This is a genomic window from Neisseria brasiliensis (assembly GCF_009671065.1).
GTDB classification, from domain to species: domain Bacteria; phylum Pseudomonadota; class Gammaproteobacteria; order Burkholderiales; family Neisseriaceae; genus Neisseria; species Neisseria brasiliensis.
Genome location: NZ_CP046027.1, coordinates 2374266 through 2394907 on the forward strand (window position 1 = coordinate 2374266; position 20642 = coordinate 2394907).

Sequence of the window (20642 nt, forward strand, 5' to 3'; positions counted from 1 at the left end):
TGGGAGTGATACAACATGACTTATTATTACGGCGGTTTTTCTTCGGCCAGTTACAGCTACTGTGCCCCAGCTAAATCATACAGCATCAATAACTACTGCTCACCGACTACTTCTTACAAAGTGAGCTACAACAACTATTGCGCCCCTTCTTATTCTATTAAATCTTCTTCATTGCTTTCATTGTTCTGCGCACCAGTTTAGCCTACATATAAAGTGGTGTGCTATACCTACACTTACGATTGCACCCCAATCAAACCAATTGTTCCAAAACCAGAACCAAAACCAGAACCAAAACCAGAACCAAAACCAGAACCAAAACCTGAGCCTGTTCCAGAACAAAAACCAGAGCAGAAACCTGAACAACAACCTGCCCCAATTCCTGCACCAGAGCAAGAAGAAGTGTGCGAAGACTGTGTAGACGATCAAAACCAAGAAAACACATTTGGTGGCAAAGATACCAATCCGGATAATGTCATTAATGTGGTGAAACCTGAAGATGGTGCAAGCCATACTGAAGGTACTGCAGTTAAAGACACTATCTATGGTACCGATGGTGAAGATGTCATTTATGGTAAAGATGGTACTGATGTGATTTACGGTGGCCCAGGTAACGATACCATCAAAGGTGATAACGATGGTGATAGCCTGTATGGCGAAGCCGGTAAAGATTACTTGAATGGTGGTACGGGTAACGACTACCTGAATGGTGGTACTGGTGCTGATATTATGCGCGGCGGCGATGGCGGCGATGCTTACTATGTCGATAATGTAGGTGATGAAGTTATTGAAGATGGTAACCTTGCTTCAGGTCATGACGCTGTACGCAGTGAAATTGACTACACCTTGCCTAAGAACGTTGAAGACCTGTACCTGCAAGGTGATGGTGACATCAACGGCACCGGCAACGAGTTGAACAACACCATCAACGGCAACTCAGGCAACAACAAACTGTTCGGTATGGACGGTGATGATTGCTTAGTTGGCAAAGATGGCAACGATTACTTGGACGGCGGCTTAGGCGACGACGTATTGATCGGCGGCTTGGGCAACGACACTTACTTCTTCGATAAAGGCTACGGCTACGACATCATCGAAGATAATGGTGGCGACGGTACCTTGGTATTTGGTGAAGGCTTCTGCTTAGAAGACGTAATCTTGTGCCAAGAAGGTGATGACTTGAGCATTACCTTTGCCAACAGCAGCGACAGCATCTTGGTAGGCGATTGGTTTGTTGGTTCTGACAACCAAATCGAAACCTTCAAATTCTCTGATGGTACTTCTTACCAAGTTGGCGGTTACAGCACCGGCGCCTTGGCTTTGGAGCAAATCCAAGAGCAAACCCAAGCAGCGATTGCTTAATATGGTTTAGCCGATTACGCTTGAATCAGGCCGTCTGAAAGACTTTTGTCTTTCAGACGGCTTTTTTTATTTGATGACAGACTGCCTTGTCTTCAGAAATTCGGCTAAAATAACACTTTTGAATCCTGACTGGAAAGACTCTCGACATGGCGGCAATCAGTTTGAAAAATATTTATTCGGGCAAAGTACGTGACTTATATGAAATCGACGACAAACGCATGCTGATGGTCGCTTCTGACCGTTTGTCGGCTTTTGACGTGATTTTGGACGACCCGATTCCCACCAAAGGCGAAATCCTGACGCAGATTTCCAATTTCTGGTTTCAAAAACTGGCGCATATTATGCCGAACCATTTCACCGGCGATACCGTGTACGATGTTTTACCGGAAAACGAAGCAAAAGCATTGGAAAAGCGCGCCGTTGTGGCGAAAAAACTTACGCCGGTGAAGGTTGAAGCGATTGTGCGCGGTTATTTGGCCGGCAGCGGTTGGAAAGACTATCAGAAAACCGGTACTGTTTGCGGCATTAAATTACCCGAGGGCATGCAGGAAGCGCAGCAGTTGCCGGAAGTGATTTTTACTCCGTCAACTAAAGCCGAAGTGGGCGACCATGATGAAAACATTAGCTTTGAGCAATGCGAACAAATTATTGGTAAAAAATTGGCAGCCGAAGTGCGTGAGAAAGCGATTCAGCTCTATACCGAAGCGGCCGAATACGCCAAGTCACGCGGCATCATTATTTGCGATACCAAGTTTGAATTCGGCTTGGATGAAAACGGCACCTTAACCTTGATGGACGAAGTGCTCACGCCTGATTCAAGCCGTTTTTGGCCGGCCGATCAATACCAAGTCGGCACAAATCCGCCTTCGTTTGATAAACAGTTTGTGCGCGATTGGTTGGAGCAAAGTGGTTGGGACAAACAAGCCCCAGCACCGAAAGTGCCGGTGGAAGTGATTGAAAAAACCGTGGAAAAATATCAAGAAGCGTTGAATTTGTTGACACGTTAAGATGTAATGAGGCTGTCTGAAAGGAATACTCTTTCAGACGGCCTTTGACATTTGAATAAAATCACCATATGGATTTAGCGGCAGTTTGCCGTTATAATTACAGGTTGGATGGTCATAAGAGGCCGTCTGAATATTAATCAACCCGCTGCATCAGCCTGAAACCCTAACCATGCACATTCACGCTTTAGTGTGCATCATTAGTGTTTTAGCGGTGCGGCAACATTGAAAGGACAAACATGTTCAATAAACACATCAAAACCTTCCAATACGGCGATCAAACCGTCACTTTGGAAACCGGCGAAATCGCACGCCAAGCCGCTGCGGCCGTTAAAGTATCGATGGGCGACACCGTGGTATTGGTTGCCGTCACCACAAATAAAGACGTGAAAGAAGGTCAAGACTTCTTCCCGTTGACCGTGGATTACTTAGAGCGTACTTATGCTGCCGGTAAAATCCCGGGCGGCTTCTTCAAGCGCGAAGGTAAGCAAAGCGAAAAAGAAATTTTGACCAGCCGTCTGATCGACCGTCCGATTCGCCCGCTGTTCCCGGAAGGCTTCTACCACGACATTCAAATCGTGGCGATGGTGGTATCGGTTGACCCTGAAATCGATTCTGATATCCCTGCCATGTTGGGCGCGTCTGCCGCCTTGGTATTGAGCGGCGTACCGTTTGCCGGCCCGATTGGCGCGGCGCGCGTAGGCTATGTGAACGGCGCATACGTATTGAACCCAACCAAAGCACAACTGGCTGAATCTCAATTGGATTTGGTGGTTGCCGGTACTGAAAAAGCCGTGTTGATGGTGGAATCTGAAGCCGACATCCTGCCTGAAGACGTGATGTTGGGCGCAGTGGTTTACGGCCACGATCAAATGCAAGTGGCGATTCAAGCCATCAACGAATTTGCCGATGCGGTTAACCCAGAAGTATGGGATTGGAAAGCGCCGGAAACCAATGAAGAATTGGTGGCTAAAGTGCGCGAAATTGCTGGCAATGCCATTGGCGAAGCGTTCAAAATCCGCTCTAAACAAGCGCGTTCAGCCAAACTGGACGAAGCTTGGGCAGCCGTTAAAGATGCTCTGATTACCGAAGAAACCGACACTCTGTCTGCCAACGAAATCAAAGGCATTTTCAAACACTTGGAAGCCGATGTTGTGCGCAGTCAAATTTTGGACGGCCAACCGCGTATCGACGGCCGCGACACCCGCACCGTGCGTCCGCTGAACATTCAAACCGGCGTATTGCCGCGCACCCACGGTTCGGCTTTGTTTACCCGTGGTGAAACCCAAGCCTTGGCTGTGGCCACTTTGGGCACTTCACGCGACGAGCAAATCATTGATGCTTTGAGCGGTGAATACACCGACCGCTTCATGCTGCATTACAACTTCCCGCCGTATTCTACTGGTGAAGTTGGTCGCGTTGGTGCGCCGAAACGCCGCGAAATCGGTCACGGCCGTTTGGCTAAACGCGCTTTGTTGGCGGTATTGCCTGAGCCGGAAGATTTCAGCTACACCATGCGCGTGGTATCTGAAATCACTGAATCAAATGGTTCGTCTTCAATGGCTTCCGTATGTGGCGGCTGTTTGAGCCTGTTGTCTGCCGGTGTGCCTTTGAAAGCACACGTGGCCGGTATTGCCATGGGCTTGATTTTGGACAACAACAAATTTGCCGTGTTGACCGACATCTTGGGCGACGAAGACCACTTAGGCGATATGGACTTTAAAGTAGCCGGTACCACCGAAGGCGTGACCGCGCTGCAAATGGACATCAAAATCCAAGGCATCACCAAAGAAATCATGCAAATCGCCTTGGCTCAAGCCAAAGAAGCACGTTTGCACATCTTGGCGCAAATGCAGGAAGCCGTGGCCGGTCCACAAGAATTGTCGGCACACGCTCCACGCTTGTTCACCATGAAAATCAACCAAGATAAAATCCGTGATGTGATTGGCAAAGGTGGCGAAACCATCCGCGCATTGACTGCCGAAACCGGCACTGAAATCAACATCGCCGAGGACGGCACCATCACCATCGCAGCGACCACGCAAGAAGCCGGTGATGCCGCCAGAGCCCGCATCGAGCAGATTACTGCCGAAGTGGAAGTGGGTAAAGTGTACGAAGGCACTGTGGTGAAAATCTTGGACAACAACGTCGGCGCGATTGTGTCTGTGATGCCGGGCAAAGATGGCTTGGTACACATCAGCCAAATCGCCCATGAGCGCGTGAAAAACGTAAGCGACTACTTGCAAGTTGGTCAAACAGTAAAAGTGAAGGCCTTGGAAGTGGACGACCGCGGCCGCGTGCGTTTGTCGATGAAAGCATTGTTGGAAGCGCCTGCCGCTGAATAATCCATATTAGTGCAAACGGCTTGATTCGTGTTAACATGAATCAAGCCGTTTTTTATGACGGATATTTTTCAGACGGCATGATATGGTATGGTCGCTTTAAAGGCCGTCTGAAACCATATTGCCCACATGGAAAGAAAGGAAGATGATGAAAACCTTATTTATCAAAACCATTACCGCAGTAGCCGCCGTATCGGCGCTGAGTGCGTGTGCTGTTTCCGATTCGACCACAACGCATTACACCAACGATCCGAATGTGACCATCACGACCGATAAAAGCTGGGACGGTCTTAAGCAGCCGCTGCAAACTGCATTGTAAGAGCAAATTCGTGGTTTGAATAATCAAATGGTGGTGAACGATATTCGCAAAGTCGAAACCGATCGCCGCACAGTCAATGGCCGAGAATATGTGGCCTTGAATTTCCATGATGCCAATGGCCGCATTTTCCGCACACGCGTGTTGGCTTCGCAAATTACTGACGCGCAAATCCAGCAATTCAAAAAGGTTAAAGGCGCAACCTTTATCGGCGTGATTCCGGTATCTAATCGCGAAAATACTTATATGTTCCAACGCATTAGCGCTATGCGGATTTAAATCGTGAAATGACAACAGGCCGTCTGAAACCTAATTGTTTCAGACGGCCTGTTTATTTATAGTTGTTTAAAATTTCAACACTTGGCCATTGCTCGGCACATGCACACGTGAACCTAAGCGGTTGGCTTTCACATATTTGCGCATATCATCGCTGCTGATGGTAGCATGGTTTACCGCATCCATATGCACGGTGATGATGTCTGCATTCGGTGCGACGCGGTAGGCTTTGCCCACATCTTCAGTGCCCATGATGATGCCTTCTTTAAATTGCGGCATACGCGCAAGGCCGGTGTTCATCACGATGATTTCAGGTTTGTATTGCGCCAAAGCATGATCAACATGGTAGTTCCACAAAGTATCGCCGATCACATACAGGCTTTTCTCGCCTTGCGCTTGGAACACAACACCCATCGCATCCCCCAGCATTTCTGCTAATTGTGGGTTGACATACATTTCATCGCTGCCGTGTTGACCGCCGGTTTTGCTCAAGCGCACATTTTTAAACTCGGTGTTTTGACCGACGACACGCACATCTTTAAAGCTTTGGCTGCGGATGATTTTGGCATCGTTGGCGTTTTGCACGAACACCGGTAAATCTTTCGGCAGCATTTTTTGCGCCGCTTCGTCCCAGTGGTCGTCATGAGTGTGGGTGACAACAATCGCATCCACGCCTTTGATGATGTCGGCGATGGATTGCGGCAAGGCACTCAAAGGATGACGCAATTGGCTGTTTACCGTGCCTGCAAAACCGGCATACGCACCTTTAGGCGCAAGATACGGGTCAACCAAAAAAGTGGTGCCGCCGTAATTGATTTTGGCGGTAGCGTTGCGGATATGCTGATAGCTCACTTCGGCTATGGCAGGCGCAGCAGCAAACAGAGCGGAAGCAGCCAATACGGCGGTAAACAGGGTATTCGGTTTCATGATTTTCTTCCTTAAACGTGATGATTGAATCGATGAAACGCATTGTACGCAGCATAAGGCCGTCTGAAAATTGACATTCAGTTCAAAAAACATAACAATCGGGTCAATCTTAATCAAAGAATCACATTATGCTGAAAATCGCCTTGTTGCTTTATCCCGAAGTGAGCCCGTTTCATTTTTCCGTGCCGTATATGGCGTTTCAAGATGCGGCGGAAGACGGTTTGTTTGAGGTGAAAATTGTTACGCGCACAGGCAAACCGTTGCACAATCAGATTATGCAGCCGTCGATTGATGGCGGTTTGGGCTTGATGGCGCAATGCGATATTGTGGTGGTGCCGGGTTGGAAAGATGAACAAACGCAGCCTGTGCCCGAATTAATCAGCGCGCTTCAGACGGCCTATCAGCGCGGCGCGTATACTGTCGGCCTGTGTTACGGCGCGTATGCCTTGGCGTATGCCGGTTTGCTCGACGGCAAAAAAGCGGCAACGCATTGGAAGGGTGAGGCCGATTTCAGCCGTCGTTTTCCTAAAGTGAAATTAGATGTGAATTCAATTTATGTGGAAGACGGCAACATCATTACTTCTGCCGGAACTGCCGCTGCTTTGGATTGCTGCCTGCACATTATCCGCAAGTTTTATGGTGCCAAAACTGCCAACAAAACCGCGCGTTTACTGGTGGTACCGCCGCATCGCGAGGGCGGACAGGCGCAGTTTATCGAGCGGCCATTGGCGCAATCAACGAAAGACACGCAAATCAACGCGCTGTTGGATTATTTGCGCGACCATTTACACGAGCCACAAAATATTGATGAAGTGGCCGAACGCGTTTTCATGAGTCACAGCACCTTTACCCGTCATTTCAAAAAAGCCACCGGCATGACCTTTCTCGAATGGCTGCACAAAGAGCGCCTGCAACGCAGCTTGGATTTATTGGAAAATTCAGGTTTCAGCGTTGAGCAGATTGCCGAGAAAACCGGCTTTCAAAATGCGGTGTCGTTCCGGCAGCAGTTTTTCAAGTATTATCAAGTGAATCCGCATGCTTGGCGCAAGATGTTTCGTGATGAGGGGATGAATTAAAACAGGCCGAGACCTTTGCAAAACACCTTGAAAAACCATTGCACAAAGAACCGACGTCATTCCCGCGTAGGCGGGAATCCATTTTTCAACATAGCAAGCTATTGAATAAATTAAGTTTCTGAAATTTTGAGATGGATTCCCGCCTACGCGGGAATGACGGCTGTTTTGGTTTTTACTAATGATTAATGAGGTTTTGCAAAGGACTCAGCCTGTTTATCATAGTAATTTAACCCAAAATCATCGGTGCAAAGCGGCTGATGGTATCGCGCAACACAATCAGTTTGCCGTGGAAAAAGTGGGTAGAGCCGGCAATGGCAATCACCGGAATATCTTGCGGTTCCGCCCATGCCAAAACTTTTTCAATCTCGACCACTTCATCTTCTGCGCCGTGAATGATTAAGGTTTTATTCGGGTTAGGTGCCGCTTCAGGTTCGGGGCGGTCGGGGTAGTGGCGCAGGGCAGCGCCCATCAGCAACAGCATATCCGGTTCGCGCTCTTGGGCGGCGAAGTTGGCGACATAGCCGCCGAATGAGAAACCGGCCAATACAAATTGTTCCAATTCTGGATGTTGCGCGCGGGCATAGTCGATAACGCAAATACAATCTTCGGTTTCGCCTTTGCCGTAATCGTGTTCGCCGCCGCTGTTGCCCACACCGCGCAGGTTGGGAAGGTAGCAGTGAAAACCAAGCTGGGTCAGGGCTTTGGCGGCGGTTTGAATCACTTTATTGGTGTTGGTGCCGCCTTGTAGCGGGTTGGGGTGATTCACCACGGCCACGCCGCGCGCGGTGCCTTGGGCGGGTAGGTAAATGGTTTCGAGTGCGCCGACCGGACCTTGAATGGCGATGACCTCGGGTTTCAACATCATGATTTCCTTTTGATTGAGTGTGAGGCCGTCTGAAAATGTTCAGACGGCCTTTATGCTATAAATAAAAATGTTTACCGTTGTTTTGATTATAGGCTTTTAAATCGGCCAGCATACGTTTGAAATTCAAATCGTATAAGTCGCTAAGCTTGTCGGCGCGTTTTTTCAGATTGTCGAGATTTTGCTCTTTCGGGCTGCTCTGAAACGCCATCACCGCCATGTTGCCATGACTTTCTGCCGGCAATTCCAACACGCGGCCGTCAAAAACTTTTAATAAACGCTCGACAAAACGCTGATAACGCTTGTCGCCGCTCCACCAGTTGGTCACAAACACACCGTCGGGCGAGAGTGCTTGGCGGCAATTTTCAAAAAACGGTTCGCTCACCAAATCATCAATAATCTGCTCGCCGTCGAAACCGTCGACCAAAATCACATCGGTATTGTGGCGGAACACCTTAATATATTCCGCACCATCGGCTTCCACGATTTCAAATTTTTCACCTTCAAACGGTAATTCAAACAAACTGCGTGCCACGGCAATCACTTGCGGATTGATGTCGACGGCAGTTTGCTTGGTATCGGGCAGGTAGGCATCAATCCAGCGGGCAAACGAGCCGCCGCCCAAACCGATTTGGGTAATGTGGCGCGGCGTGTTTTCGGTAAACAACAGCCAGCCCATCATGGCGCGGCTGTATGACAACACCAATTCGGCAGGGTGGTCGAGGTTCATGGAGCTTTGAATCGTCGAGCTGCCCAAATGTAGTGAGCGGATATTGCCTTCTTCAGAAATGCCGACTTCGGGCAAATGCGCTTGCGGCGCACGCAAGCGACGGTAAGGGTGTTGGGCCATGAGCAGAGTCGTGAAATATTGGGAAAGTCGGTTATTTTAACAGATTTTGTGTTCTTTTTCAGACGGCCTATTGCAGAATGATTGACCATATAGATTTTTATCATGTCATTTGCTTGAAATGAAAAAAAGTATATTTAATTTAAAATCAAATATTTTGTGCGATAGCAGATTTTTTTCGCAGCAAAGCCCTTGTCAATGGCAAGGGTTAAAGGCATAATGCTGACTTTCTTAGCCGGTATAGCTCAGTTGGTAGAGCACCTGACTTGTAATCAGGGGGTCCCGAGTTCGACTCTTGGTGCCGGCACCAGTTTAAAACTGTATTGCTTTTATGCAGCCAGTTAAGCCGGTATAGCTCAGTTGGTAGAGCACCTGACTTGTAATCAGGGGGTCCCGAGTTCGACTCTTGGTGCCGGCACCAAATAAAACAGCTTAATCATGAATGTGGTTAAGCTGTTTTTTTATTTCTTGACACATATTTAACACGAAAGCCTTATAATGGCCTCGTTTTAATCTACATAAGGCCGTCTGAACAAGACGGGAAAACCAGACGACATGATTACTGTGAACACACTGCAAAAAATGAAAGCCGAAGGCAATAAAATCGCCATGCTCACTGCTTATGAAGCAAGCTTTGCTGCGTTGATGGACGAAGCGGGCGTGGATGTTTTACTGGTGGGGGATTCTTTGGGCATGACCGTACAAGGGCGCACTTCCACGCTGCCGGTAAGTTTGCGCGATATGTGTTACCACACCGAAGCCGTGGCACGCGGCACGAAAAACGCCATGATTGTGAGCGACTTGCCTTTTGGTGCGTATCAGCAAAGTAAAGAACAAGCTTTTGCAGCGGCGGCAGAGTTGATGGCAGCCGGTGCGCATATGGTAAAGCTGGAAGGTGGCGTATGGATGGCAGAAACTACTGAATTTCTGCAAATGCGCGGCATTCCTGTGTGTGCGCACATCGGTTTGACACCGCAATCGGTGTTTGCATTTGGCGGCTATAAAGTGCAGGGGCGCGGCGACAAAGCGCAGGCTTTGTTAAACGATGCCAAAGCACATGATGAAGCAGGTGCCGCGATTGTGTTGATGGAGTGTGTGCCGGCGCAATTGGCCAAGCAAGTGACTGAAAGCGTGGCTTGCCCGACCATCGGCATTGGCGCGGGTGTGGATTGCGATGGTCAGGTTTTGGTAATGCACGATATGCTGGGTGTGTTCCCGGGCAAAACCGCCAAGTTTGTAAAAAACTTTATGCAGGGCAAAGACAGCGTGCAAGCGGCGGTGAAAGCTTACGTCGATGAAGTAAAAGCACAAACTTTCCCAGCACCTGAGCATACTTTTGCTGATTAATGAGCAAATAAACAATCAACATGCCGTCTGAAAAATAACAGGTTTTCAGACGGCATGTTTGTTTTTATCTGATGGATTTGGTTATCATCGGGGCTAGGCGTATAATTAAGCCGTTATTTTCAGACGGCCTTGCCGTCTTTAAGGATTATTCAAATTATGCAAATCATTCATACCATTAAAGAATTGCGCGAATGGCGCAAACAGGCCGGAAAAGTAGCGTTTGTGCCGACCATGGGCAATCTGCATGAAGGCCATTTGGCTTTGGTGCGTGAAGCGAAAAAGCGCGCCGATAATGTGGTGGTCAGTATTTTTGTGAACCGTCTTCAGTTTGGTCAAGGTGAAGACTTTGATCAATACCCACGGACTTTGCAACAAGATGCCGATAAATTGGCCAATGAAGGCGTAGCAGTGGTGTTCGCGCCGGATGAAAAAGAGCTTTATCCCAATGTCGAGCAGCGTTACAACGTTGAGCCACCGCATCTGCAAAACGAATTATGTGGCAAATTTCGTCCCGGCCATTTCCGCGGTGTGGCAACGGTGGTGAGTAAATTATTTAATATTGTCGAGGCAGATGTCGCTTGTTTCGGTAAAAAAGATTATCAGCAATTGGCGATTATTAAAGGTTTTGTTGAAGATTTAAACTTTAATATTGAAATTGTGCCGGTGAATACCGGCCGTGCAGCCGATGGCTTGGCTTTATCGAGCCGCAATCAATATTTAAGCGAAACCGAGCGCGCCGAAGCGCCGCGTTTATACCGTGAATTACAAGCCGCTGCGGCACAATTGCAGGCAGGTAATGTTGCCTATACGCAAATCGAGCAAACGGCAATAGAAAACTTAAATCAAGCCGGTTGGGAGGTGGATTATATTGAAATCCGTCAAGCAGAAAGCTTGGAAGTGGCGCGTGTGGGCGACAAATATTTAGTGGTATTGGCAGCGGCCCGATTGGGCAGCACGCGTTTGATTGATAATTTAGAAGTTTCATTAAATCTATAAAATTTTAGTGTTTATTGGAAAGGTCGTCGGAAGCAGAATATCGGAATATTTTGTTTCAGACGGCCTTTGTTATATGTTTTGGTTATAAATGATAGCAGAAAGCATTCTTTGTATTTGCAGGCAGTATCCATTAAAATAGCCGCTTTAAAGATACACACAGGAATCAAGCGATGTTGAAAAAATTCTTATTGGGCAGCATGACTGCTTTAGTACTGGCTGCTTGCGGTGGCAGCGAGGGCGGCTCGGCGGCTTCAGGTGCGGCACCTGCGAACAAGGCTTCAGGTTCTTTGATTGAACGCATCAACAATAAAGGCATCATCACCGTTGGCACCGAAGGCACTTATGCGCCGTTCACCTACCACGATAAATCCGGCAAATTGACCGGCTACGACGTGGAAGTGACTCGCGCCATCGCTGAAAAATTGGGCGTGACCGTTGAATTCAAAGAAACCCAATGGGATGCCATGATGGCCGGTTTGAAAGCGGGTCGTTTTGACGTGGTGGCCAACCAAGTGGCGTTGACCAGCCCTGAACGCCAAGCGACTTTTGATAAATCCGAGCCGTATAGCTGGAGCGGCCCGGTTTTGGTGGCACGCAACGACAGCACCATTAAATCGGTTGATGAAATTGCCGGTAAAAAAGCCGCCCAATCTTTAACCAGCAACTACGGCGAACGCGCCACTGCAGCTAAAGCCGAAATCGTGCCGGTTGACGGTTTGGCGCAATCCTTGATGCTGATTGAGCAAAAACGTGCCGAAGTGACGCTGAACGATGAATTGGCGGTATTGGATTATCTGCAAAAAAATCTGAATGCCGGCGTGAAAATCGTGTGGACTGCGCCTGCTGATGAAAAAGTCGGTGCCGGTTTGATTGTCAATAAAGGCAATGATGAAGCCGTGGCCAAATTCAGCGAAGCAATGAAAGAATTGCGAGCAGACGGCACATTGAAAAAACTGGGCGAACAATTCTTCGGAAAAGACATCAGTGTTAAATAATCTACTGGCTTCATTGCCGTTTATGACCGAGACACGCGCTGATTTGGTAATCAGCGCGTTTTGGCCTATGGTTAAGGCCGGATTTTTGGTATCCATGCCGCTGGCGATTGCTTCGTTTATCATCGGCATGGTGATTGCCATCATCGTGGCGGTGATTCGCGTGATGCCGTCTGAAAGCTGGTTGCACAAAATTTTCTTGGGCTTGGTGAAGTTTTATGTTTCCGCCATCCGCGGCACGCCGATGCTGATTCAATTGGCAGTGGTGTTTTACGGCTTGCCGGCGGTCGGGGTGTACATTGATCCGATTCCGGCGGCGATTATCGGCTTTTCGCTGAATGTCGGCGCGTATGCTTCCGAAACCATTCGTGCCGCGATTTTATCGGTGCACAAAGGTCAATGGGAAGCCGGTTTTTCCATCGGCATGACCTATATGCAAACCTTCCGCCGCATTATCGCGCCGCAGGCTTTCCGCGTATCCGTGCCGCCTTTGAGCAATGAATTCATCAGCTTATTCAAAAGCACGTCGCTGGCTTCGTTTGTGACGGTAACGGAATTGTTCCGCACCGCTTCCGAAGTGGCCAACCGCGCCTATGACTTTTTGCCGGTGTATATCGAAGCGGGTTTGGTGTATTGGTGTTTCTGCTGGGTATTGTTCCTGATTCAAGCGAAAATTGAAAAACGCTTCGATCGCTATGTGGCTAAGTAAGGAAAAAAGATGATTAAAATCCGTAATATCCACAAAACATTCGGCGATAACACCATTTTGCGCGGCATTGATTTGGATGTAAACAAAGGCCAAGTGGTGGTGATTTTGGGGCCTTCTGGGTCGGGTAAAACCACGTTTTTGCGCTGCTTGAACGCGTTGGAAATGCCCGAGCAAGGGCAAATCGAATTCGATAATGCCGCGCCCTTAAAAGTTGATTTTGCCCAAAAACCGAGCAAAGCTGAAATCTTAGCCTTGCGCCGCAAGTCGGGCATGGTGTTTCAACAATACAATCTGTTCCCACATAAAACCGCTTTGGAAAATGTGATGGAAGGGCCGGTATCGGTGCAGGGCAAAGCCAAAACCGAAGCGCGTGCCGCTGCCTTGGCCTTGCTGGAAAAAGTAGGCTTGGGCGATAAAGTCGATTTGTATCCGTATCAATTGTCGGGCGGCCAGCAGCAGCGTGTTGGCATTGCCCGCGCCTTGGCGATTCAGCCGGAATTGATGCTGTTTGACGAGCCGACTTCCGCGCTCGATCCGGAATTGGTGCAAGATGTGTTGAACACCATGAAAGAACTGGCACAAGAAGGCTGGACAATGGTGGTCGTGACCCACGAAATTAAGTTTGCGATGGAAGTGGCCGATATTGTGGTGGTGATGGACGGCGGCATGATTGTTGAGCAGGGCGCGCCGGAAGTGTTGTTTGACAATCCGCAACATGAACGCACCCGCCGCTTCTTGCAGCAAATCCGTGCCCAGCATTGAGATTGTTTATCAGGCCGTCTGAAAGATGATTTTTCAGACGGCCTTTATGAATTTCAATCACATGAATGCGTGAATTTTTCATACCTTTTTGACTTCAGGTCATTAATCAATTCATTTATACTTGCCGATAGATAAACTTTATTTGAGGAACCTACCATGAGCAAAACTTTACCTTTGCGCGCCGATACCGTCGGCAGCTACCTGCGTACCGAAAACCTGAAAAAAGCGCGTGCCGAATTTGCCGAGGACAAAATCAGCCGTGAAGAATTGACCCGTGTGGAAGACCAAGAAATCGCCAAATTGGTGCAAGACCAATTAGACGCGGGCATTCAAGTGATTACCGATGGTGAATTCCGCCGCTCATGGTGGCACATTGACTTTTTGGAAAACCTCAACGGCATCGAAGGCTTTGTGCCGGAGCAGGCTTATGCGTTTAAAGGCACCGAAGTGCGCAAATACAATACGCGCTGCAACGGAAAAGTGTCTTGGAACGAAAACCATCCGTTTATCGCCCATTACAAAGCCTTGGCCGAAATCGTCGGCGACCGGGGCATTGTGAAATACGCCATTCCCAGCCCGAACCAATTGATGTATCCGTTTATTTGGGATACCGGCGTCTATGAAAGCAAAGCCGCATTCTGCGAAGACGTGCGCCAAACCTATAAAGACGCGATTAAAGCATTTTACGATGCCGGCTGCCGTTATCTGCAAATCGATGACGTGTATTGGGGCACTTTGTGCAACAATTTCAGCAATCCTGAATTTGATTTTGAAGCCAGCAAACAATTTGCCTTGGAAAACATCCAAGCCATTTTGGCCGACAAACCGGCCGATATGACCATCACCACCCACGTTTGCCGCGGCAACTACAAATCGTCTTATTTGCTGACCGGCGCTTACGATCCGGTTGCGCCTGAATTGTTTGGTCAAACAGCTTATGACGGCTATTTCTTGGAATACGACAACGAGCGTTCGGGTGGTTTCGAGCCATTGAAATACTTCAACGACAATCCGCACAAAGGCCGCATTGTGTTGGGCTTGGTAACGTCCAAATTCCCTGAGTTGGAAAGCAAAGACGAAATCAAAGCACGTATCGCCGAAGCTGCAAAAATCGTGCCTCTCGACCAACTGGCCTTGTCGCCGCAATGTGGTTTTGCTTCAACCGAAGAAGGCAACATCATGACCGAAGCCGAGCAATGGGCAAAAGTGCGCTTGGTCGAAGAAATCGCTGCCGAAGTGTGGGGCGAAGATTAAAGTTAAAATATAGACAAGGCCGTCTGAAACATTGGGTTTCAGACGGCCTTGTTTTATGTTTTTAGACGGCCTAACGAATCACGCTATTCCAATCGCGTTCAAAATAGCTGACCAAAATCTGATTGTTCAAATAATTCGGTTCCACATCGCGCCGTGCCATATCGGGCGGAAAGTGGAACATCGCCGCGGTGGTTTCGGCATTGAGAAAACGGGTCGGCACATCATAATGCTGCGGAATCGGAAAATCATTGTCCGCTGCCGCCAACACAAAGCCCCATTCGCCAAACGAAGGGACATAAATATGATAAGGCGCGGTGTACAAACCTGCCGCTTCCAGCGTGGCAACCACCGACCAATAAGCATTTGGCGCGAAATAAGGTGAAGTGGATTGCACCACAATGCGCCCTTTTGGTTTCAGATGGCGTGCCACCAAGCGGTACATCGGCACGGAATAAAGCTTGCCCAAGGAGAAATTCGACGGGTCGGGCAAATCGATAATCATCACATCAAACTTATCTTGATTGGTTTCCAGCCATTTGGCCGCATCATCGTTGACGACGTTCATTTTCGGGTGTGACAACGCACCTTGGTTCAGCGCGCTCAAGGTGGCGGAAGTTTGGAATGTGGCGGTCATGTCGGGATCCAAATCCACCAGCGTGACCTTGTTCACTTCAGGATATTTCAACACTTCGCGCGCCGCCAAGCCGTCGCCGCCGCCGAGAATCAAGATGTTTTCCCGTTGTTTACTCATTTGCATGGCAGGTAAGGCTAAGGCTTCGTGGTAGCGCACTTCATCGCGTGATGAAAATTGCAAATTACCGTTGATATACAGGCGTGTATCGTCTTTCCAACGGGTTACGACTAAGCGCTGATAGGGCGAGTGGCTTTCATAGACAATCGGGTCGCCGAAATAGCGTTGCTCGGCTTGAAAGGTAATGCGGTCGGCGTAAAGAAATGCGGCCGCCAAAATCAGCAGCACCACAGCGGCGCGGATTTGCAAGGATTTGTAGTTGTTCAGTTGTGCTTTAAACACACGAGCGGTCAGCGCCGCTACGGCTGCATTGAGTAAACCAAACAATAAGGCCGAACGCGCCATGCCGAGCTTGGGCGCGAGTATCAGCGGAAACAGCAGCGAAACGGCCAATGCACCCAAATAATCGAAGGTTAAGACTTTCGCCACCAATTCTTTGAAATCCGCTTTTTGCTGGTTTAGCACGCGCATCACTAGTGGAATTTCCATGCCGACGATGGTGCCAACGATCAGCACCAGCGCGTAAAGCAAAGTGCGAAACGGTGCGGCGGAAAAGCCGAAAGCCACAAACAAAGCCAGCGCAGAAACGCCGCCGATGATGCCGACCAGCAATTCGATTTCGATAAAACGCGCTAAGGTATCTTCGTCTTTAACGTATTTCGACAAATGCGCGCCGATGCCCATCGAAAAAAGATACAGGCCGATGATGGATGAAAATTGCAGAATGCTGTCGCCTAACAGATAGCTGGCGAGCGCGGCCAGAATGAGTTCGTAAGCCAAGCCGCAACTGGCGACGACGAAAACGGAAATAATAAGCGTGCGGTTGAGTTTCATGTTTCAGACGGCCTGTGGCGGGTAAGACGGTGATTTAGTGTTTTAAAGTTTTAGGAAGGCCGTCTGAAAGCACAATAAAAATCAACGTTTCAGACGGCATGTGCATTGTCAGCAGCACATAGTCAATGGCATAATCAGCAAAAGTTTCCGGCAATTATACCAAATCAAAGGATGTCTATCGTGAGCATTTCTCCAGCCCAGTATTTTCTGTATCTGCAATACATGCTTGCCGGCGTAGCGATGACGGTGGTGTTTGCCGCGGTTTATCTGCGCATCACGCCAGCCGAAGAATTGCGCCTGATTAAAAACGGCAATTTGGCCTGCGCGTTGTCGTTCGGCGGCGCATTGGTCGGCTTTTGCGTGACCTTGGCATCGAGCATTTCCCACAGCGTTGGCTTCACCGATTTTATTTTATGGGGCTTGGGCGCGGCTTTGGTACAGATTTTGGTGTATTTCGCCGCCACCTGCATCATTAAAGGCGCCAATGAAGAATTGATTAACAACAATGTCGCAGTGGGTGCGCTGTTTGGTGCGGTTTCCGTATCCATCGGCTTATTAAACGCGGCGTGTTTGACCTAATATTCGGGAGCAAAAAATGGCTTTATTCGACTTTATCAAAAAACAATTTATCGACGTCATCCAATGGCCGAATCCGGACGAACGCCTGCTGATGTGGCGCTTTCCCATGCAGGACGAAGAAATCCAAAACGGCGCCAGCCTGACCGTGCGTGAAGCGCAGATGGCGATGTTTGTCGATGAAGGCGTAACCGCAGACGTATTCGGCGCAGGGCGCTACACGCTCAATACGCAAACGCTGCCTGTGCTCACCAACCTGAAAAACTGGGATAAATTATTCCAATCGCCATTCAAATCAGACGTTTATTTCTTTAATACCAAGCAACAGCTTGCCCGCAAATGGGGCACTGCCCAGCCGGTCACCGTGCGCGATTCGGAATTCGGCGCGGTGCAATTGCGCTCGTTCGGCATGTATTCCTACCGTGTGAATGATCCGGCCAAATTCTTTAAAGAAGTTACTGGTGTAACTGCGGCCTATAGCGGCGAAGAATTGGAAGCGCAATTGCGCAATATTGTGGTGACGCAATTGGCCACCGCTTTCGGCACCTCAGGCATTCCGTTTCTCGACATGGCGGCCAACCAAGTGCTGCTGTCGCAAAAAATGGCCGAATTGCTGGCGGCTGAATTTGCCAAACTGGGTTTAATGCTGGAAAACTTCACTGTTGAGAGCGTTTCCTTGCCTGAAGCCATTCAAGCGGCGCTGGATAAGAAAATCTCCATGGGCGTGATTGGCGATTTGGGCAGATACGCTCAATACCAAACCGCCGAAGCCATCACCAAAGCCGCCGAAAACGAAGGCGGCTTGGCGGGCATAGGTGCGGGTATCGGTGTCGGCGCGGGCGTGGGACAAACCATGGCCGGTGCGATGGCCGGTATGCTGCAACCGAACCAAGCGCAAGCCGCACCGACTAATCCGGTTCAGACGGCCGCCGAACCTGTCGAAGATCCGCAAAGCAAATTGGCCAAACTCAAAACCTTGCTTGATGAAGGTTTGATTTCGCAAGAAGACTACGACCAAGCCAAAGCCGAAGTGTTGAAAAAACTGATTGGCTAAGGCAAAAAGGCCGTCTGAAACAATTGCAATTTTCAGACGGCCTCTGTTAGGGAAAACAAAACAATGGAAAGTCTAATTATTTTTGTCATTGTGGTTTGTTTTGTGTGTATGTTGTTGGCTGGAGATGGCTCTAATCAACCGAATAGACGCAAAAAATCACGACAAAATAGTGATCGAAAGAAGCAAAGTAATCTCAATAAGGAAGAAAAAACTGCACTTAAAGGTGCGATAGGCGAGCAGATTATCAAAGTACAAGTTTTATCAAAGCTTGACACAGCACATTACCGTTATTTTCATAATCTAATTGTGCCTATAGATGGTAGTAGCACACAAATTGATAATATTGTTATTTCACCTTATGGAATTTTTGTAATTGAAGCAAAATATTTTCAAGGTTGGATTTTCGGAACGCCAAATCAACCTAAATGGACGCATACCTTACCCTCTGGCAGTAAGTTTTCGTTCCAAAATCCGTTAAGACAAAATTATAAGCATATTAAAGCCTTGTCTAAATTATTAGGGCTTTCAGAAAAAGAATTCCATTCGATTGTTGCATTTACTCATCGTAATTGTCAGTTGAAAACACCATTTCCGGAAAATGTATGTTTGGTTTCTGATTTTATTCCTTATGTTCAGAAATATGACAAAGAGGTTTTCAGTATTGAGCAGTGTATTGAATTTTGTAGAATTTTATCAAATCCTGATTTTGAAGCGACACCTGAGCGGATTGAACAACATGTTCAATCATTAAAACAAAAAGAGAATTCGGGCGTTCGCCATGCCGTCTGAAACTTTCCCAATAAAACAAAACATCCATGTCCACAACGCCTTTTTTCAAAACTGATTGCCCAAGCTGCGGCGCGCCGGTGGAAGCACATTCGGCCACCGCGATGACGCTGGTGTGCGGCTACTGCAACAGCATGCTGGTGCGCCAAGACGACAGCATCGTCGATACCGGCCGCGATTCCGCGCTGCTGGAAGATTTCAGCCCGCTGCAAATCGGCACGACGGGTCGTTTTCTGCTGCGCGCTTTTTCGATTATCGGCCGCTTGCAGGCGCGTTATGATGGCGGCGTGTGGAACGAATGGTATGTGCTGTTTGACGACGGGCAAGACGGCTGGCTGTCGGAAGCAGGCGACTTGTATGTGATGACCATGGCCGACCGCTTGCCAGAATCGGCACCGAGATTTCACGACATCCGCGCCGGATTCAGCACCTTAAACCACAACGGCAAGCAGTTTATGGCGGCTGATGTGCGCGAAATCAGTTTAAGCCAAGCGGCGGTGCAGGGCGAATTGCCGTTTCGGATTCAGGGCGAAACGGTCAACCGCGTGGCCGACTGGCGCTGCGAAAACCTGTTTCTGACCTTGGATTACGCCGAAACCGAGCCGCAAGCCTTTGTCGGGCGCATGGTCAAGCTCGATGATTTGCATCTAGCCCATACCCGTAGCGATGACCAAATCCGCGAAACCGCAGGCCGTCTGAAAGGTTCGCGGCAGGCAGAAGATTGTCCGAATTGCGGTGCGCCGGTGCATTGGGTCAACGGCTTAGCCGAGCATATTGTCTGTCCGAGTTGCGCCAGCCAATTGCAGGCCAGTGAAGACAAAATCAAGCTGATTGAAGCCAACCACATGCGGCAGGCGCAGGAAAAGCTGTTTATGCTGCCAGTGGGTAGCGCAGGCCGTCTGAAAAACCGTGATTATTATGTGATGGGCGCGGTGCGTTACAGCGAAACCGACGCGCAAGAAACCTTCGACAAAATGTTCGGCATGGCCACTCATGCGCTGGTGCCGGAGGGCTGGTGGGTGGAGTACCTGCTGTATCACCCGCAGCACGGGTTTAACTGGCTGGTGCAAACGGCAGAGGGCGAATGGAGCATATCCGAAACGCTCAACGAGTGGCCGCGCCTTAATCAATACAACCAGCCGCGAGGTTGCGAAAAGCTCTATGATTACGGAGGCCGCGTTGAAGTAGCGGCGGGTGCTTTTTATTGGCAGGTGCGGCAGGGCGACTTGAACTATTACACCGATTACCGCCAAGGTAGCGGCAAATTGAGTGCGACGCTGTCGCAGAATGAATTGGCATGGAGCAAAAACACGCCCATCCGCTACAACGAAATTGCTCAAGCCTTCGGTCTGGCACAAAGCCGAGCGCCGCAATACACCGCCAATATGCGCCCCGACGGCGTGAGCAACGGCTTGCGCCTGTTGATGGTGGGCATCTTGCTGCTGATTAACGCACCGGCATGGCTGATGATGAACTCGGAGCAAGTGTTTGACGAATCGATGATTCCGACCATCATCGGCATCGCATTTATTTGGTTTCTAGGCCGCAGCAGCGACGACGATTAGGAAAAAC

The 20642-nt window shown here is 49.0% G+C and carries 20 protein-coding genes and 2 tRNA genes; 18 read left to right on the top strand and 4 right to left on the bottom strand.

Going from position 1 to position 20642, the window contains the following annotated elements; translation table 11 throughout:
• Positions 1 to 399: 399 nt before the first annotated feature.
• From GJV52_RS11870 to GJV52_RS11890, 5 genes are all read left to right on the top strand, one after another.
• Positions 400 to 1359 (top strand): calcium-binding protein, encoded by a 960-nt coding sequence (locus GJV52_RS11870; protein ID WP_229439427.1) that lies wholly within the window; start codon positions 400 to 402, stop codon positions 1357 to 1359.
• Positions 1360 to 1505: 146 nt separating this feature from the next.
• Entirely contained in the window at positions 1506 to 2366 is an 861-nt protein-coding gene (locus tag GJV52_RS11875) for a phosphoribosylaminoimidazolesuccinocarboxamide synthase (RefSeq protein WP_095503562.1), read from the top strand.
• A 236-nt stretch (positions 2367 to 2602) separates the two neighbouring features.
• On the top strand, positions 2603 to 4708 hold the full coding sequence (gene pnp, locus GJV52_RS11880; protein ID WP_100563766.1) for a polyribonucleotide nucleotidyltransferase: 2106 nt from the start codon (positions 2603 to 2605) through the stop codon (positions 4706 to 4708).
• Between the two features lie 142 nt (positions 4709 to 4850).
• Entirely contained in the window at positions 4851 to 5024 is a 174-nt protein-coding gene (locus tag GJV52_RS11885; protein WP_154212907.1) for a hypothetical protein, read from the top strand.
• A gap of 15 nt (positions 5025 to 5039) precedes the next feature.
• Entirely contained in the window at positions 5040 to 5300 is a 261-nt protein-coding gene (locus tag GJV52_RS11890) for a hypothetical protein (protein WP_154143304.1), read from the top strand.
• Between the two features lie 66 nt (positions 5301 to 5366).
• Here the strand turns inward: GJV52_RS11890 and GJV52_RS11895 are convergent, their stop codons facing one another.
• On the bottom strand, positions 5367 to 6224 hold the full coding sequence (locus GJV52_RS11895) for an MBL fold metallo-hydrolase (RefSeq protein WP_100563768.1): 858 nt from the start codon (positions 6222 to 6224) through the stop codon (positions 5367 to 5369).
• Between the two features lie 128 nt (positions 6225 to 6352).
• Here GJV52_RS11895 and GJV52_RS11900 point away from each other — a divergent pair, with 128 nt between their 5' ends.
• The gene (locus tag GJV52_RS11900) at positions 6353 to 7300 is read left to right on the top strand and encodes a GlxA family transcriptional regulator (protein ID WP_100563770.1); all 948 of its coding nucleotides are present in this window, start codon (positions 6353 to 6355) and stop codon (positions 7298 to 7300) included.
• A 226-nt stretch (positions 7301 to 7526) separates the two neighbouring features.
• On the opposite strand, the gene GJV52_RS11905 is transcribed toward GJV52_RS11900, so the two are convergent.
• Positions 7527 to 8162 carry an alpha/beta hydrolase gene (locus GJV52_RS11905; protein WP_095503479.1) on the bottom strand — a complete coding sequence of 212 codons (636 nt, stop codon included), beginning with the start codon at positions 8160 to 8162 and terminating at the stop codon, positions 7527 to 7529.
• Positions 8163 to 8220: 58 nt separating this feature from the next.
• A complete protein-coding gene (locus GJV52_RS11910; RefSeq protein WP_100563772.1) occupies positions 8221 to 9012 on the bottom strand; it encodes a polyamine aminopropyltransferase in 792 nt (263 codons plus the stop codon).
• A 231-nt stretch (positions 9013 to 9243) separates the two neighbouring features.
• Between GJV52_RS11910 and GJV52_RS11915 the strand changes: the two genes are divergently transcribed.
• The 8 genes from GJV52_RS11915 (at position 9244) to GJV52_RS11950 (ending at position 15069) form a co-directional block, all read left to right on the top strand.
• Positions 9244 to 9319 (top strand) — tRNA-Thr (locus tag GJV52_RS11915).
• Between the two features lie 35 nt (positions 9320 to 9354).
• Positions 9355 to 9430 (top strand) — tRNA-Thr (locus tag GJV52_RS11920).
• 134 nt (positions 9431 to 9564) lie between these two features.
• A complete protein-coding gene (gene panB, locus GJV52_RS11925) occupies positions 9565 to 10356 on the top strand; it encodes a 3-methyl-2-oxobutanoate hydroxymethyltransferase (RefSeq protein WP_100563774.1) in 792 nt (263 codons plus the stop codon).
• A 156-nt stretch (positions 10357 to 10512) separates the two neighbouring features.
• Positions 10513 to 11352, top strand: a complete 840-nt coding sequence (gene panC, locus GJV52_RS11930) for a pantoate--beta-alanine ligase (RefSeq protein ID WP_095503482.1) — start codon at positions 10513 to 10515, stop codon at positions 11350 to 11352.
• 170 nt (positions 11353 to 11522) lie between these two features.
• On the top strand, positions 11523 to 12347 hold the full coding sequence (locus GJV52_RS11935; RefSeq protein WP_095503483.1) for an amino acid ABC transporter substrate-binding protein: 825 nt from the start codon (positions 11523 to 11525) through the stop codon (positions 12345 to 12347).
• Entirely contained in the window at positions 12337 to 13053 is a 717-nt protein-coding gene (locus GJV52_RS11940; RefSeq protein WP_095503484.1) for an amino acid ABC transporter permease, read from the top strand. The genes GJV52_RS11935 and GJV52_RS11940 overlap by 11 nt, the downstream gene beginning before the upstream one ends.
• 9 nt (positions 13054 to 13062) lie before the next feature.
• The gene (locus tag GJV52_RS11945) at positions 13063 to 13815 is read left to right on the top strand and encodes an amino acid ABC transporter ATP-binding protein (RefSeq protein WP_100563776.1); all 753 of its coding nucleotides are present in this window, start codon (positions 13063 to 13065) and stop codon (positions 13813 to 13815) included.
• A 156-nt stretch (positions 13816 to 13971) separates the two neighbouring features.
• Positions 13972 to 15069, top strand: a complete 1098-nt coding sequence (locus tag GJV52_RS11950; protein WP_095503486.1) for a 5-methyltetrahydropteroyltriglutamate--homocysteine S-methyltransferase — start codon at positions 13972 to 13974, stop codon at positions 15067 to 15069.
• Positions 15070 to 15139: 70 nt separating this feature from the next.
• Here GJV52_RS11950 and GJV52_RS11955 read toward each other — a convergent pair whose 3' ends face one another.
• Positions 15140 to 16654 (bottom strand): polyamine aminopropyltransferase, encoded by a 1515-nt coding sequence (locus tag GJV52_RS11955; protein ID WP_095503487.1) that lies wholly within the window; start codon positions 16652 to 16654, stop codon positions 15140 to 15142.
• 180 nt (positions 16655 to 16834) lie between these two features.
• Between GJV52_RS11955 and GJV52_RS11960 the strand changes: the two genes are divergently transcribed.
• The 4 genes from GJV52_RS11960 to GJV52_RS11975 all read left to right on the top strand — a co-directional run bounded on the left by GJV52_RS11960 (position 16835) and on the right by GJV52_RS11975 (position 20635).
• On the top strand, positions 16835 to 17233 hold the full coding sequence (locus GJV52_RS11960; RefSeq protein ID WP_229439429.1) for a DUF350 domain-containing protein: 399 nt from the start codon (positions 16835 to 16837) through the stop codon (positions 17231 to 17233).
• Positions 17234 to 17249: 16 nt separating this feature from the next.
• Positions 17250 to 18284, top strand: a complete 1035-nt coding sequence (locus GJV52_RS11965) for an SPFH domain-containing protein (RefSeq protein ID WP_095503488.1) — start codon at positions 17250 to 17252, stop codon at positions 18282 to 18284.
• Positions 18285 to 18347: 63 nt separating this feature from the next.
• Positions 18348 to 19073: a nuclease-related domain-containing protein gene (locus GJV52_RS11970; RefSeq protein ID WP_100563778.1), complete on the top strand. Its 726-nt coding sequence runs from the start codon at positions 18348 to 18350 to the stop codon at positions 19071 to 19073.
• A 26-nt stretch (positions 19074 to 19099) separates the two neighbouring features.
• A complete protein-coding gene (locus GJV52_RS11975) occupies positions 19100 to 20635 on the top strand; it encodes a DUF4178 domain-containing protein (protein WP_095503490.1) in 1536 nt (511 codons plus the stop codon).
• Positions 20636 to 20642 lie beyond the last annotated feature (7 nt).

Bases quoted from the DNA above. Each gene is read 5' to 3' on its own strand.
- GJV52_RS11875 (WP_095503562.1), top strand. From the start codon at position 1,506: ATGGCGGCAATCAGTTTGAAAAATATTTATTCGGGCAAAGTACGTGAC.
- pnp (WP_100563766.1), top strand. From the start codon at position 2,603: ATGTTCAATAAACACATCAAAACCTTCCAATACGGCGATCAAACCGTC.
- GJV52_RS11885 (WP_154212907.1), top strand. From the start codon at position 4,851: ATGATGAAAACCTTATTTATCAAAACCATTACCGCAGTAGCCGCCGTA.
- GJV52_RS11895 (WP_100563768.1), bottom strand. From the start codon at position 6,224: ATGAAACCGAATACCCTGTTTACCGCCGTATTGGCTGCTTCCGCTCTG.
- GJV52_RS11900 (WP_100563770.1), top strand. From the start codon at position 6,353: ATGCTGAAAATCGCCTTGTTGCTTTATCCCGAAGTGAGCCCGTTTCAT.
- GJV52_RS11905 (WP_095503479.1), bottom strand. From the start codon at position 8,162: ATGTTGAAACCCGAGGTCATCGCCATTCAAGGTCCGGTCGGCGCACTC.
- GJV52_RS11910 (WP_100563772.1), bottom strand. From the start codon at position 9,012: ATGGCCCAACACCCTTACCGTCGCTTGCGTGCGCCGCAAGCGCATTTG.
- panB (WP_100563774.1), top strand. From the start codon at position 9,565: ATGATTACTGTGAACACACTGCAAAAAATGAAAGCCGAAGGCAATAAA.
- panC (WP_095503482.1), top strand. From the start codon at position 10,513: ATGCAAATCATTCATACCATTAAAGAATTGCGCGAATGGCGCAAACAG.
- GJV52_RS11935 (WP_095503483.1), top strand. From the start codon at position 11,523: ATGTTGAAAAAATTCTTATTGGGCAGCATGACTGCTTTAGTACTGGCT.
- GJV52_RS11945 (WP_100563776.1), top strand. From the start codon at position 13,063: ATGATTAAAATCCGTAATATCCACAAAACATTCGGCGATAACACCATT.
- GJV52_RS11950 (WP_095503486.1), top strand. From the start codon at position 13,972: ATGAGCAAAACTTTACCTTTGCGCGCCGATACCGTCGGCAGCTACCTG.
- GJV52_RS11955 (WP_095503487.1), bottom strand. From the start codon at position 16,654: ATGAAACTCAACCGCACGCTTATTATTTCCGTTTTCGTCGTCGCCAGT.
- GJV52_RS11965 (WP_095503488.1), top strand. From the start codon at position 17,250: ATGGCTTTATTCGACTTTATCAAAAAACAATTTATCGACGTCATCCAA.
- GJV52_RS11970 (WP_100563778.1), top strand. From the start codon at position 18,348: ATGGAAAGTCTAATTATTTTTGTCATTGTGGTTTGTTTTGTGTGTATG.
- GJV52_RS11975 (WP_095503490.1), top strand. From the start codon at position 19,100: ATGTCCACAACGCCTTTTTTCAAAACTGATTGCCCAAGCTGCGGCGCG.